The 12,873-nt window shown below is 50.6% G+C and carries 15 protein-coding genes; 7 read left to right on the top strand and 8 right to left on the bottom strand.

Features of this window, described 5'->3' with window-relative positions; all coding sequences use genetic code 11:
- The first annotated feature begins 9 nt into the window (after positions 1 to 9).
- From fliQ to rcsA, 3 genes are all read left to right on the top strand, one after another.
- Positions 10 to 279, top strand: a complete 270-nt coding sequence (gene fliQ / locus HV477_RS11425; protein WP_000187355.1) for a flagellar biosynthesis protein FliQ — start codon at positions 10 to 12, stop codon at positions 277 to 279.
- 8 nt (positions 280 to 287) lie between these two features.
- Entirely contained in the window at positions 288 to 1,082 is a 795-nt protein-coding gene (fliR, locus tag HV477_RS11420) for a flagellar biosynthetic protein FliR (RefSeq protein WP_000616953.1), read from the top strand.
- A gap of 281 nt (positions 1,083 to 1,363) precedes the next feature.
- A complete protein-coding gene (gene rcsA / locus HV477_RS11415; protein ID WP_000103971.1) occupies positions 1,364 to 1,987 on the top strand; it encodes a transcriptional regulator RcsA in 624 nt (207 codons plus the stop codon).
- 38 nt (positions 1,988 to 2,025) lie between these two features.
- Here rcsA and dsrB read toward each other — a convergent pair whose 3' ends face one another.
- A complete protein-coding gene (gene dsrB / locus HV477_RS11410) occupies positions 2,026 to 2,220 on the bottom strand; it encodes a protein DsrB (RefSeq protein ID WP_000867218.1) in 195 nt (64 codons plus the stop codon).
- A gap of 128 nt (positions 2,221 to 2,348) precedes the next feature.
- Here dsrB and yodD point away from each other — a divergent pair, with 128 nt between their 5' ends.
- Positions 2,349 to 2,576 carry a YodD family peroxide/acid resistance protein gene (gene yodD / locus HV477_RS11405; protein WP_000844798.1) on the top strand — a complete coding sequence of 76 codons (228 nt, stop codon included), beginning with the start codon at positions 2,349 to 2,351 and terminating at the stop codon, positions 2,574 to 2,576.
- Positions 2,577 to 2,885: 309 nt separating this feature from the next.
- The gene (locus tag HV477_RS11400; protein ID WP_000948794.1) at positions 2,886 to 3,701 is read left to right on the top strand and encodes a mannosyl-3-phosphoglycerate phosphatase-related protein; all 816 of its coding nucleotides are present in this window, start codon (positions 2,886 to 2,888) and stop codon (positions 3,699 to 3,701) included.
- On the opposite strand, the gene dgcQ is transcribed toward HV477_RS11400, so the two are convergent.
- The 3 genes from dgcQ to HV477_RS11385 all read right to left on the bottom strand — a co-directional run bounded on the left by dgcQ (position 3,680) and on the right by HV477_RS11385 (position 6,736).
- Positions 3,680 to 5,392 (bottom strand): cellulose biosynthesis regulator diguanylate cyclase DgcQ, encoded by a 1,713-nt coding sequence (dgcQ, locus tag HV477_RS11395; RefSeq protein WP_001119828.1) that lies wholly within the window; start codon positions 5,390 to 5,392, stop codon positions 3,680 to 3,682. The genes HV477_RS11400 and dgcQ overlap by 22 nt on opposite strands.
- A gap of 164 nt (positions 5,393 to 5,556) precedes the next feature.
- On the bottom strand, positions 5,557 to 5,742 hold the full coding sequence (locus HV477_RS11390; RefSeq protein ID WP_000232161.1) for a YodC family protein: 186 nt from the start codon (positions 5,740 to 5,742) through the stop codon (positions 5,557 to 5,559).
- A 76-nt stretch (positions 5,743 to 5,818) separates the two neighbouring features.
- Positions 5,819 to 6,736 (bottom strand): DUF808 domain-containing protein, encoded by a 918-nt coding sequence (locus HV477_RS11385; RefSeq protein WP_085983315.1) that lies wholly within the window; start codon positions 6,734 to 6,736, stop codon positions 5,819 to 5,821.
- A 169-nt stretch (positions 6,737 to 6,905) separates the two neighbouring features.
- Between HV477_RS11385 and yedA the strand changes: the two genes are divergently transcribed.
- The gene (yedA, locus tag HV477_RS11380; protein ID WP_001212264.1) at positions 6,906 to 7,826 is read left to right on the top strand and encodes a drug/metabolite exporter YedA; all 921 of its coding nucleotides are present in this window, start codon (positions 6,906 to 6,908) and stop codon (positions 7,824 to 7,826) included.
- Here yedA and HV477_RS11375 read toward each other — a convergent pair.
- From HV477_RS11375 to drpB, 4 genes are all read right to left on the bottom strand, one after another.
- The gene (locus HV477_RS11375; protein ID WP_000785978.1) at positions 7,815 to 8,285 is read right to left on the bottom strand and encodes a very short patch repair endonuclease; all 471 of its coding nucleotides are present in this window, start codon (positions 8,283 to 8,285) and stop codon (positions 7,815 to 7,817) included. The two genes, yedA and HV477_RS11375, sit on opposite strands and share 12 nt — an antisense overlap.
- Positions 8,266 to 9,696: a DNA cytosine methyltransferase gene (locus HV477_RS11370; protein ID WP_001157308.1), complete on the bottom strand. Its 1,431-nt coding sequence runs from the start codon at positions 9,694 to 9,696 to the stop codon at positions 8,266 to 8,268. Before HV477_RS11370 ends, HV477_RS11375 begins: the two co-directional genes overlap by 20 nt.
- Before the next feature lie 73 nt (positions 9,697 to 9,769).
- Complete coding sequence (locus HV477_RS11365; protein WP_023243859.1) at positions 9,770 to 10,465, bottom strand: phosphohydrolase; 696 nt, start codon at positions 10,463 to 10,465, stop codon at positions 9,770 to 9,772.
- 79 nt (positions 10,466 to 10,544) lie between these two features.
- A complete protein-coding gene (gene drpB, locus HV477_RS11360) occupies positions 10,545 to 10,856 on the bottom strand; it encodes a cell division protein DrpB (RefSeq protein WP_023227458.1) in 312 nt (103 codons plus the stop codon).
- A gap of 650 nt (positions 10,857 to 11,506) precedes the next feature.
- Here drpB and ompS1 point away from each other — a divergent pair.
- Positions 11,507 to 12,700 (top strand): porin OmpS1, encoded by a 1,194-nt coding sequence (gene ompS1, locus HV477_RS11355; RefSeq protein ID WP_079899367.1) that lies wholly within the window; start codon positions 11,507 to 11,509, stop codon positions 12,698 to 12,700.
- The last annotated feature ends 173 nt before the right edge of the window (positions 12,701 to 12,873 follow it).

Below are 12,873 nucleotides of genomic sequence, written 5' to 3'. Positions count from 1 at the left end.
AGGCGCAAAATGACTCCTGAATCCGTCATGATGATGGGGACCGAGGCGATGAAAGTTGCTCTCGCCCTGGCTGCGCCGCTGTTACTCGTCGCGCTGATTACCGGCCTCATTATCAGCATCTTGCAGGCCGCGACTCAGATTAATGAAATGACGCTGTCGTTTATCCCTAAAATCGTCGCGGTATTCATCGCAATTATCGTTGCCGGCCCGTGGATGCTCAACCTGCTGCTGGACTACGTACGCACTCTGTTCAGCAATTTACCTTATATCATCGGATAAACAGAACGATGATACAGGTTACAAGCGAGCAATGGCTATACTGGCTGCATCTCTATTTCTGGCCTTTGCTGCGCGTACTGGCGCTGATTTCAACGGCGCCCATTCTCAGCGAGCGCGCTATTCCCAAGCGGGTAAAACTGGGGTTGGGAATAATGATTACCCTCGTTATCGCGCCGTCGCTACCGGCAAACGATACGCCGCTTTTTTCTATTGCCGCCTTATGGCTGGCGATGCAACAAATTCTGATCGGTATTGCGCTGGGATTTACCATGCAATTCGCCTTTGCGGCGGTGCGTACCGCAGGCGAGTTTATCGGTCTGCAAATGGGGCTTTCCTTTGCCACCTTCGTCGACCCGGGCAGCCACCTGAATATGCCGGTTCTGGCGCGTATTATGGATATGCTCGCCATGCTACTGTTTCTCACCTTTAATGGCCATTTGTGGCTTATTTCGCTGCTGGTCGATACCTTCCATACTCTGCCCATCGGTAGTAACCCGGTGAACAGTAATGCATTTATGGCGCTCGCCAGGGCCGGTGGGCTCATTTTCTTAAACGGACTGATGCTGGCATTGCCGGTCATTACCCTCCTGCTTACGCTCAACCTGGCGCTGGGGCTATTAAACCGCATGGCGCCACAGCTCTCGATATTTGTTATCGGTTTTCCGCTTACCCTCACCGTCGGCATTATGCTGATGGCCGCGCTAATGCCATTAATTGCGCCGTTTTGCGAACATTTATTCAGCGAAATTTTCAATTTGCTTGCTGATATTGTTAGCGAGATGCCGATAAATAATAATCCATAATTTTTATCCTGTTTTACTAAGGTTTATCCGAAAATAAATTTTAAAAAACATTCACCAGGATATATCCGCTGCCCCTTATTTGTTTTTACTTCACTCACATAACGCAACATTCACTTTACTTTAAGATGATTCCTGGCAAATTATATGTAACTTTACGGGATAGTAAGTTCGCCTGAAAAACCGCGTAAGCGTTGTCTAAGGTGACTATTCGTGTTCCGTCTGATTATGGTGAGTTATTCAGGTAAGGGGAATTATCGTTACGCATTGAGTGAGGGTATGCCATGTCAACGATTATTATGGATTTATGCAGTTACACCCGGCTAGGGTTAAGCGGGTATCTGGTCAGCAGAGGGGTGAAAAAAAGGGAAATCAACGACATCGAAACCGTTGACGAACTCGCTATCGCTTGTGGCGCGCATCAGCCTTCGGTGGTGTTTATTAATGAGGACTGTTTTATTCATACGCCTTCAGACAGTCAACAAATAAAGCAAATCATTAATCAACATCCTGACACGTTATTTATTGTTTTTATGGCAATTGCTAATGTGCATTTTGATGAATATTTATTAGTAAGAAAAAACTTATTGATTAGCTCGAAATCGATTAAACCTGACTCGCTGGATACCATTCTTGGCGATATTCTGAAAAAAGAGTCGGGTATTTCAGGAACCATAAATTTACCAACATTGTCGTTAAGTCGAACTGAATCCAGCATGTTGCGAATGTGGATGGAAGGTCAGGGAACCATTCAGATTTCTGACAGAATGAATATTAAAGCAAAAACAGTATCCTCCCATAAGGGGAATATAAAAAGAAAGATAAAAACGCATAATAAACAAGTGATCTATCACGTAGTGCGGCTGACAGATAACGTCACTAACGGCATTTTTGTTAACATGCGCTGAGACATCCGGACTGGCAATGTACCTCCAGTCCGGCTCAATTAGTCCTGCTCCGCCTTCTCGACAAAAATACCATCCTGGTGACCTGACTCATTGAAGAACCAGATGCCGAGCGGGTAATCCTCCAGCGAAACCAGGTACATTGTGCCTTCACTAAATTCTTCCACTGCCAGTACCACGCCCGGTCGGCGGGGACCGCCGTCCGTTTTAACGGTTACCCGATCATTCACCTTCATCATTTTCCTCCTGTCGCTTTGTGCCAGTGTAGAACAATTTTCTGCGTCTGACAGCGCCTTGCCGGCGTGTTTGCTGGTTTTCTCAACGGTCTATACTTAGGCTGTCATGAACCCGTGAGGTAGTGAAGATGAAAACGGCAAAAGAGTACAGTGATACGGCCAAGCGAGAAGTGAGCGTCGATGTAGATGCGCTACTGGCGGCCATCAATGAAATCAGCGAAAGCGAGGTTCACCGTAGCCAGGAAGATCCTGAGCGGGTGAGCGTAGACGGACGGGAATATCATACATGGCATGAATTAGCTGAAGCATTCGAGCTGGATATTCATGATTTTAGTGTAACAGAAGTAAACCGTTAAAAATGGCCGAAAAAAATCCCGGCCCTACGGGTCGGGATCAAACTTGCTTATGCAAGAAGCACTTGAAAATTCGTTACACCAGGAAATCTGATGTGAGATTTACCTTATCTGCAATTTTTTTGCATGACAAGTAAATATTTTTTACATGAATGATTAAGCGCGCTAATAGTTCGGTAGCAAAAGTGTGACAACGCATGTGCTGCCTGGAAGCGACGGGATCGGTTCCAGTTAGCGTTCGACTTCTTTCGGGTGTGCTTTAGGACTTTTCCTGGAAATAAGCCCGCCGTTGCAACGGAAAATGAGGAAAAAATGCTCTCAATCCATGACCCCTTGCTGATTTTTACCGATCTGGACGGCACATTGCTGAACAGCCACACGTTTGAGTGGCAGCCCGCGGCCCCCTGGCTTACACGCCTGCATGAAAGCGGCGTGCCCGTGATCCTCTGTAGCAGTAAAACCGCGGCTGAAATGCTCCAGCTCCAGACGACGTTAAATCTACAGGGACTGCCGCTGATTGCGGAAAACGGCGCAGTGATCCAACTGGACGTTCATTGGGAAGACCATCCCAACTATCCCCGTCTGATAGCCGGTATTTCTCACAACGAAATCCGCCTCGTCCTGCATAAGTTGCGTGAAAAGGAACAGTTTAAGTTCACCACGTTTGATGACGTTGACGATCAGGTGATAAGCGAATGGACGGGCCTAAACCGGGCACAGTCTGCCCTAACCCGTCTGCATGAAGCGTCGGTGTCGCTGATCTGGCGCGATAGCGATGAACGCATGGCGCAGTTTGTCGCCCGTTTAAATGACCTGGGACTGCAATTTGTCCATGGCGCCCGTTTCTGGCATGTGCTGGACGCCTCCGCCGGTAAAGATCAGGCTGCCAACTGGCTGATTGAAGCATATCGTCGGCAGTGGCGCGCGCGTCCTCTGACGTTGGGACTGGGAGACGGCCCCAATGATGCGCCCTTACTGGATGTAATGGATTATGCGGTTGTCGTTAAAGGGCTAAACCGGGAGGGCGTACATTTGCGTAACGACGATCCTCAGCGCGTCTACCGTAGCCAGAACGAAGGGCCGGATGGCTGGCGCGAAGGAATGGACTATTTCTTTTCCCGCTCCTGAGTCGCGTCGCTGGCGCAAATACGGTTACGTCCGGACTGTTTGGCGTAATAAAGCCGTTTGTCGGCCAGCGACTGCAACTGCTCAAAATCATAGTCGCCGTATTCCTCCGCGCTACTGATCCCCATTGACGCGCTGATACGAAGCGTCGTGCTTTTCGTCACCAGAATTTCTTTGTCATTAATGCGCTGGCGTATGCGTTCGGCAATCTGCAGCGCCTGCGCTTTCGTCGCGCCGGGCAGCACGATACAAAACTCTTCGCCCCCTACCCGTCCGGCGATGTCGTGCGCTCGAATGGTGCTGCCAATGAGCCCAGCGGCATGGGACAACACGCGATCGCCTGCCTGATGACCAAAGCGATCGTTAACGCTTTTAAAATAATCTAAATCCAGCTGTATCACAGAAAATGGCTGGCGGGCTTCCCGGTAGCGCTTTGCCAGCCTGGACGCTTTTTCAAACAGCGCGCCACGGTTATATAGCCGGGTCAGCGGATCGTGCCATGCCTGCCATTGCAGCGAATTTTGCAGAACAAACATGTTTTTGACCATATGTCGAATAACGCCCCAGGAGATCAACAGCATCGCCGTAAAAAGCACCCATAACAGCGTCAGCGCGATACTAATACTGCCAAAATTCCCTTGTATGCCTTCACGTAATGTATGCACGCGCAGCAGGACGCCATCAAAATGATCCAGCCGCTCCCAGCTTACATAATGCGTTCCTAAACGCAGCCCGCCCAGGGTATCTTTTTCTATTTCACGCGCCAGTAAGGCGCGCTCACGGTCATTTAACGTATTCGCGGTTTGTTGTTCCGGCGCGGAGTCCGTCAACAAACGGAGATGGTTATCGTATAGCTGATATTCCCCTTCAATATCCTTTTCGGCCGCATCGCGCAGGAACCGCTGTAATGACGCGACGGGAATATCCATTGCCAGTACGCCATACCAGTAATTATCGTGATCCAGCGGTAGACTGGCTGTCACTTTTTTCTGCTCGTCAGCAACATAGGGCTGTGCGGAGGTAAACCACCGCACGCCGCGCTGTGGGTTACGCCGTTGGCTTTGCTCGATAAACCAGGGCTGGGTCACGTACTGATAGTAACGGGAGACAATATCGCTACCGTACGCCGTAGGGAGAGTTGAGAGGTAAAACCCTGAGCGAGAAACATACATCGTCTCCAGCGTCAGCATGGCGGATGAGCGAGCCAGACGCGCCAGATACCCTAACTCCAGAGTGGCGGTTAATTCATTTGCCAGGTCACGACTCTCCCGCGAAAGAAGCGTCGTCCGGGCGACAAATTGATCGGAAACGCCATATAACGGCAATGTCCGCCGCTTATCCAGCTCCAGTTGCCAGAAATGTCTGACGCGTCGTTGCTCAAACTGCGTCACCGCGCTTTGCAATGCGGAAAAAGCCAGCGGCGCCACCAGTGCTTCATGCATACCGTTGCGTAAAAAGATCAACCTGTCCATGTTGAATTGCAGTTGGCGGTCAAGGACATTCGCGACGCTCCCCAGATGATTGCGCTGACTGGCGACATACGCGTCTTTCAGTATCATCACTTCCCGCCAGGTAAGTAGCGTCGAGAACAGCATCACGATCAGAAAACAGGTGTTGACGACATGACCGGGACCAAAACGCCGCGCCAGCTTTTTAAACCAGCCTTGATTGTCTAACAGTGTTTCGTGCGGCACCCTGGTAACTCCTGGTTATTGATACAACTCCCCCTGATGGCTTACGGTAGCCAGACCTCATCAAGGGATACCACTCAATCCTGGCATAACCAGGTAGCAGCATGTCGCAGCGCGACGACTCTTTTTCTCCACAGCAAAACGCCCGGCATTAACCGGGCGTTTTGTCATCGGGCTTCGTCCCGCACGCGCCTTTCCTTGCCTGGCACGAGCTCATTCTCATGGAATGCCTCCCGCTTTACGCCAAAACCATCATACCAGCGACACTCTACCATTCCGCTGGAATAACCGGTGACGATCATCCGGGGCCCACCCTCTTTCACGGTAACTTCCTCACTGACAGAAAAGACCATACCTGCCTCCTGTATCAGATGAAACGCTTTCACCTTAGACGAGGATGGACAATTTTGCATAATTCATTGTAGAAAATCAGTGCGAAACACCGCGAATTTTCGCCACACCTTTCACCAGCGCCACCACAATGGCGCCGATAATAAAGCCGAGCACCAGATTCAGCCCCGCAGGGATCGTATGCGCCATGAAAGCCCCCTGCTGCTGCGCAAAATGTTCAATGGCATGGTGTAGCGGCGCAATACCGTGTACGACAATTCCGCCGCCAACCAGAAACATCGCCAGCGTACCGACAATGGATAATGCTTTCATTAACCAGGGCGCGATAATCAGTAATCCTTTACCGACGCCCTGCGCCAGCACGCTACGCTTTTCCGCCAGCCAGTACCCCATATCATCCAGTTTGACAATAATACCCACCAGGCCATACACGCCAATGGTCACAACCAACGCAATCCCCGCCAGTACCAACACCTGATTAAGCAGCGGCGCCTGCGCGACAATCCCCAGGGTAATGGCCACAATTTCAGCGGACAGAATGAAATCGGTACGGACCGCCCCTTTTACTTTATCTTTTTCAAAGGCCAAAGGGTTTTGCGCAGCCAGCGCCTCAAGACGTTTTTGCCGCTCCGCCGGGTCTTCTTTGTGTTTTCGCGCCTCAAAGGTATGCAGGACTTTTTCTACCCCTTCAAAGCAGAGAAACGCGCCGCCTAACATTAATAAAGGCGTAATGGCCCACGGGATAAATGCGCTTATCAACAGCGCCAACGGCACCAGAATAACCTTGTTGATTAATGATCCTTTCGCCACGCTCCATACCACCGGCAGCTCGCGATTAGCGCGAACGCCGGTCACCTGCTGCGCATTGAGCGACAGGTCATCCCCCAGTACGCCCGCGGTTTTTTTCGCGGCCAATTTGCCCATTACCGAAATATCGTCCAGCAGCGTGGCGATATCGTCGAGTAATGTCAGTAAGCTACTTCCTGCCAAAATGATTTCCTCGGTCTTTTCTTCTAAGACGTTAAGTATGTAGCAAAATGCGCAATGCCGAAACCGGCGGCGCGGGTCAACGCCTTTTTATTCCAAAAGGACAATTATAATGCTCGCCAGCATAATAATTTTGACGTTTACTATATTCACCCTTTTTATTTCACCGTGAGTGATTATGCGTTTCCGGCAGTTATTACCTCTTTTTGGCGCGCTTTTTGCCTTGTACATCATTTGGGGGTCTACCTATTTTGTTATCCGCATAGGCGTTGAAAGCTGGCCGCCGCTAATGATGGCAGGCGTACGTTTTCTCTCGGCGGGGATGTTGCTCATGGCGTTTTTGCTGTTGCGCGGCGAAAAACTTCCGCCGCTGCGCCAGACCATCAACGCCGCGCTGATTGGCCTACTGCTGCTGGCGGTGGGTAACGGTCTGGTGACGGTGGCGGAGCATCAAAACGTGCCATCGGGCATTGCTGCCGTCGTGGTCGCCACTGTCCCGCTATTTACGCTGTGCTTTAGCTACTTTTTTGGTATTAAAACGCGCAAATTAGAATGGGTGGGGATTGCCATTGGACTTGCCGGGATTATTCTGCTGAACAGCGGCGGCAACTTAAGCGGCAATCCGTGGGGCGCGATTTTGATCCTGATAGGTTCGATGAGCTGGGCATTTGGTTCCGTTTACGGCTCGCGCATCGCCCTCCCTGTGGGCATGATGGCGGGCGCGATTGAAATGCTGGCGGCGGGCGTGGTATTGCTTTGCGCGGCGTTTCTTTCCGGCGAAAAGCTCGCCACGCTGCCTGGTTTATCGGGGTTTATGGCCGTCGGCTACCTGGCGTTGTTCGGTTCTATTATCGCCATTAATGCCTATATGTACCTGATTCGCAACGTCAGTCCGGCACTGGCGACCAGCTACGCCTATGTGAATCCGGTTGTCGCCGTGTTGCTTGGCACTGGCCTGGGCGGTGAGAGGTTATCGCCCGTTGAATGGGCCGCGCTGGGTGTGATTGTGTTTGCCGTAGTGCTGGTGACTCTGGGTAAGTACCTGTTTCCTGTCAAGGCGGTGGTCACGCCGTGTAAAACGGAAGATTCACGCCAGTAGATGAATCCCCTGGGTGTCGATCTGCGCGCTGGCGCCGCCGCCGCAGATCCACTCTTCCAGGCGCTCCGCCAACGCCGCGTCGCTCAATTTCGCTCGCCCGCGCAAGGCGCACTCCCAGACGATCAGTACCCGCCAGCCAAGCGCCTGTAAACGCTGAATATCGCGCTCATCGCGCTCAACGTTCTTACCGATTTTTTCCAGCCAGAAAGCCGTTCGCGTGGCCGGCACTTTGAACAGATAACAGTGGTGATGATGCCAAAAGCAGCCGTGAGTAAAAATCACACAATCATAATCATTCACCACAAAGTCCGGCTTGCCCGGTAATGTCGCGTCCTGAGTATGAAACGTAATCCCCTGCGCGCTTAACAGGCCAGCAAGACGTTTTTCAATCGCCGTATCGCGGGTCGCTATCGCGCGCATATTTTTACTGCGCGTGGCTTTATCGTGAACGTCCGCCATCTACCGTCTCTCTCTGACGCAACGTCACCGCCTGGTGAATTTTGGGTTCCAACAGCTTTGCTACCGCAGCAAATACCGGCACCACCACGGAGTTGCCAAACTGGCGATAGGCCTGCGTATCCGAGACAGGTATCCTGAACTGGTACGTTTGCGGCGCCTCAAATCCCATTAAACGCGCGCACTCTCTCGGCGTGAGTCGGCGGGGACGATGTTGTTGGTTGCCAGCATCGTCGAAATTCACTTCGCCTTTCGCCATATCCCAACCACGATCGATCAGAATTTCGGCACCATCTTTGTAGTAGCGAGCAGATAACGTGCGCGCCACACTTTCCGGATTGTCAGGATAAACCATGCCATAGCCAAAACCGTTTCCCCGCGCCTGGTGCTTTTTCGCGTAGCGATATAAATATTTCCACAGCACCGGCGTCAGGATATATTTGGCTTCGACGACGGGCTCCAGCAGTTCTGCCAGCGTCGGACGGCGCGGTGGATAACAGCGGGCGATATTGCGTAACGTAAAATCGGTTTTCAGGTTTAAATCGCGACGGAATCCCACTAACACAATACGTTCCCGATGCTGAGGAAGAAAGTGCTGCCCGTCGATAATTTTCGGATCGTCCGGGCCATTGTCAGCGGCATCCGCCACGTCATATCCCAGTTCATCGAGCGTTTGCATAATAATGCGGAAGGTGTTGCCCTGGTCGTGACTTTTAAGGTTTTTCACGTTTTCCAGCACAAACAGCGCGGGGCGGCGAGCGTCGATAATTCTTACGACATCAAAAAATAATGTCCCCTGAGTCTCGCAGGCAAAGCCGTGGGCGCGGCCCAGCGCATTTTTCTTGGAAACGCCCGCCAGAGAAAATGGCTGGCAGGGAAAGCCCGCCAGCAGGACATCATGTTGCGGAATATGCTGGCGAATGTGTTCCGCCGCCTCATCATCGCTGACCCCTTCCCGGTGGCTCAATGTGATATCGCGGATATCTTCATTAAAGCGATGTTGCAGCGGATCGCAAAAATAGTTCGCTTTATATGTCCGTACCGCGTGCTTATTCCATTCGCTGGTAAACACGCACTGTCCGCCTATCGCTTCAAATCCGCGGCGAATACCGCCGATGCCCGCGAAAAGATCGATAAAACGAAAGGCGTAATGCGGATGATGCGCTGGCGGCGTCGGCAACTCTGTTTTAAGACAGGTGAGTTCATTGTCGCTCAAACGATGCCATGCCGCGTTCATCATTACGCGCTTTAAGATGGCCGGGCTCCAGTGCTGTTCGCCCAGGCCGTTAAGGTGCGCCACCAGCGTTTTAACATCATAGATTTCCAGCAATTGACTCAGCATCGCCTGGATCTCGCTTCCGGCGTCGTCGGCGATGAGGTTCCGGGCGTGTGTTACTGAAATATTTTCCTGCATACATTTAACCGGCCAAAAATAATTGCCGACAGACTAACATAAAATGACGCGGTTTACGTTTCAGCGACAGGGGTTACTGATGCGTAGCAAACATCTGGATGACCGCCTCATCCCGTGTTTCATAGTCGCCTTTCAGCTCAGCGCTCAGTTTCGCCATGTACGACACCAGAAAATCCGCATTACGCTGCGCCAGGTACTTGCCCCGTTCGGTCTGCATCGTCAGCGGCAGTTTCAGCAGTTTGGTTTGAAAATGGTCGAGCGCGAATTGCTTATCGTTAAGAGGCCGTCTGTCGGCAAAGGGATCGTCGGCATCAAACAGCGCGACGCCCAGCGCGCCGGAGACCGCGAAGACCCGCGCCAGACCAATGGCGCCCAACGCCTCCAGCCTGTCTGCATCCTGCACGATTTTTGCCTCTGGCGTGGTAGGCGCAATTTTTGCGCTGAAGCTATGCGCTTCGATAGCATGACAAATGCCCGCCAGTTTTTCTGCCGGAAAGTCAGGAAAATCCCGCAGAAAAATACGTCGGGTTTCTGCCGCCGCCAGAATGGAAGAACGATGCCGCTGCGGATGATTTTTCGCCAGGCTGACGATGTCATGGAAATAACATGCCGATAGCACCACCAGCCAGTCGACAGGAACGTTTTCCCCCAGCGTTTGCGCGGTTGCCCAAACACGACGAAAATGGAAGATGTCATGGGCGGCATCCTGTTCCTGGTGGTGGTGACGTAGCCAGTCTTCAAACTGCGATTGCCAGTATCCTGAGTCCATACGCCCTCTCTTTATAGCAGACCATTTTTATTACATGCCTGAGCACAGGGTTCGCTATCCTGACATATCCGCCACCACTTTACATCCCTGCGTGCTTGCGCGTTTCTGGCTTGGTGTCGGCGGGATAAGCCCTGTTTTTGCGAGGCCGGGTGTACCAGGCAATACACCCCAGAATAAGCCAGACGACGCCCAGCGAAAGCGCGTTAAGCCATTTTTCCGTTGCGCTGCCAGGAGTGCTGATTGGGCCGAGAACCGGCTCGGTTTGTATGGCGGACATCAGCCACACGCAACGCGCCATCGCCCAGATGAAGTAGCCACAAAAGGTATAAAAAACCCATAACGCTAATTTACCGCCCATGCTACGGGTGGCGTTGTCCTCCCTGGTACTCAAACTTTACTCCGCTTTTGTGATGTAAGTCATATGACATTAATTACATTATAATGTGATATTAGTCACATTTCGACCATGGAATACCTTATCCACCTGTTCTGGTTATTCATTCCACAAATAGTTTATTCTCAGTTAATGTTGCGTCTGGCGCTGAACCTGCTGTTAAATAAGGGAATGGTGATTGAATCGCACTCTGATGCAGAATAACCCATAACCAGAACAACTTATTTTTACGCACCGCGATAGCGTTTTATTTTATTAGCATTAAGTGTCAGAATGATTCGGTTATTAGCCTTTTATCATTTATTTTATCATTACCCACATTACCGGCATTTATGCCGGTTTTTTTTTATGCTTTTTCATAATCAAAGCATCAAATACATATAAAAAACAAATTATATTCACGCCAACAGCCATCAAACCAAAACACATAACCCATTGATAAAAAATGATAATTATAGAATATATATTCTTAATTACTTATATAGCATGTATTATAAAAAATCAAACAGAAACAAATTGAAATATTTTAAATACCTTTGTTACATGTTATTTTTTAAATTCCATGAACTTCATAGAATAGTATCAATTTGTAGTTTTGTTGAAGTGGCTACATATTCATATAAATTATTATCATAAGGGAATACATAATGAACAGAAAAGTTCTGGCACTGCTTGTCCCGGCGTTATTAGTGGCAGGCGCAGCAAATGCGGCTGAAGTTTATAATAAAAATGGCAACAAACTCGACCTGTACGGCAAAGTTGATGGTCTGCGTTACTTCTCTGACGACGCAGGCAGCGACGGCGATCAGACCTACGCGCGTTTTGGTTTTAAAGGCGAAACGCAGATTAACGATATGCTGACCGGCTATGGTCAGTGGGAATACAACATTCAGGCGGACACCTCTGAAGGCGAAGGTGCAAACTCCTGGACTCGTCTGGGCTTTGCCGGTCTGAAATTCGGCGAGTACGGCTCTTTCGATTATGGCCGTAACTATGGCGTTATCTACGACGTTGAAGCCTGGACCGATGTGCTGCCGGAATTCGGCGGCGACTCTTACACCCAGACCGATGTCTATATGCTGGGCAGAACCAACGGCGTTGCCACCTACCGTAATACCGACTTCTTCGGTCTGGTGGACGGTCTGAACTTCGCGTTGCAGTACCAGGGTAATAACGAAGATCCTGGCGCAGGCGAAGGAACAGCCAACGGCAGCGATGCAGAGAATGGTTCTCGCAAACTGGCCCGTGAAAACGGCGACGGTTTCGGTATGTCTGCCTCCTACGACTTTGACTTCGGGTTAAGCTTGGGTGCGGCCTACTCTTCCTCTGACCGTACGGACAATCAGGTTGCTCGTGGTTATGGCGACGGCATGAACGAGCGCAACAACTATGCCGGCGGTGAAACCGCTGAAGCCTGGACCGTAGGTGCCAAATATGACGCCTACAATGTTTACCTGGCGGCCATGTACTCTGAAACCCGCAACATGACCTATTATGGCGGCGGCAATGGCGAAGGTAATGGCGGTATCGCTAACAAAACCCAGAACTTTGAAGTGGTTGCGCAGTACCAGTTCGATTTCGGTCTGCGTCCGTCCATCGCCTACTTGCAGTCTAAGGGCAAAGATTTAGGCGGTCAGGAAGTCCATCGTGGCAACTGGCGTTACACCGACAAAGATCTGGTTAAATATGTTGACGTCGGTATGACTTACTACTTCAACAAAAATATGTCCACCTACGTTGATTATAAAATCAACCTGCTGGACGAGGATGATGACTTCTACACAAACAACGGTATTGCAACCGATGATATCGTAGGTGTTGGTCTGGTCTACCAGTTCTAAGACGCTTTATGTTATTCAAGCCCGTGCTTAGCGCGGGCTTGTTATTATAGGGCAAGAATTAAATAACGGATAACGGCACAAAGACAGGTTGACCTGGTTTCATCGGATAGATGAAGACAACATCGCTTTTTTCAGGCGCTGTCTGCAAGAGAAATAACACCTTTGGGGAAAGG

This window comes from Salmonella sp. SG203, from assembly GCF_013350575.1.
Classification (GTDB): domain Bacteria; phylum Pseudomonadota; class Gammaproteobacteria; order Enterobacterales; family Enterobacteriaceae; genus Salmonella; species Salmonella enterica.
This window is presented reverse-complemented; position numbering and strand designations above follow the sequence as displayed.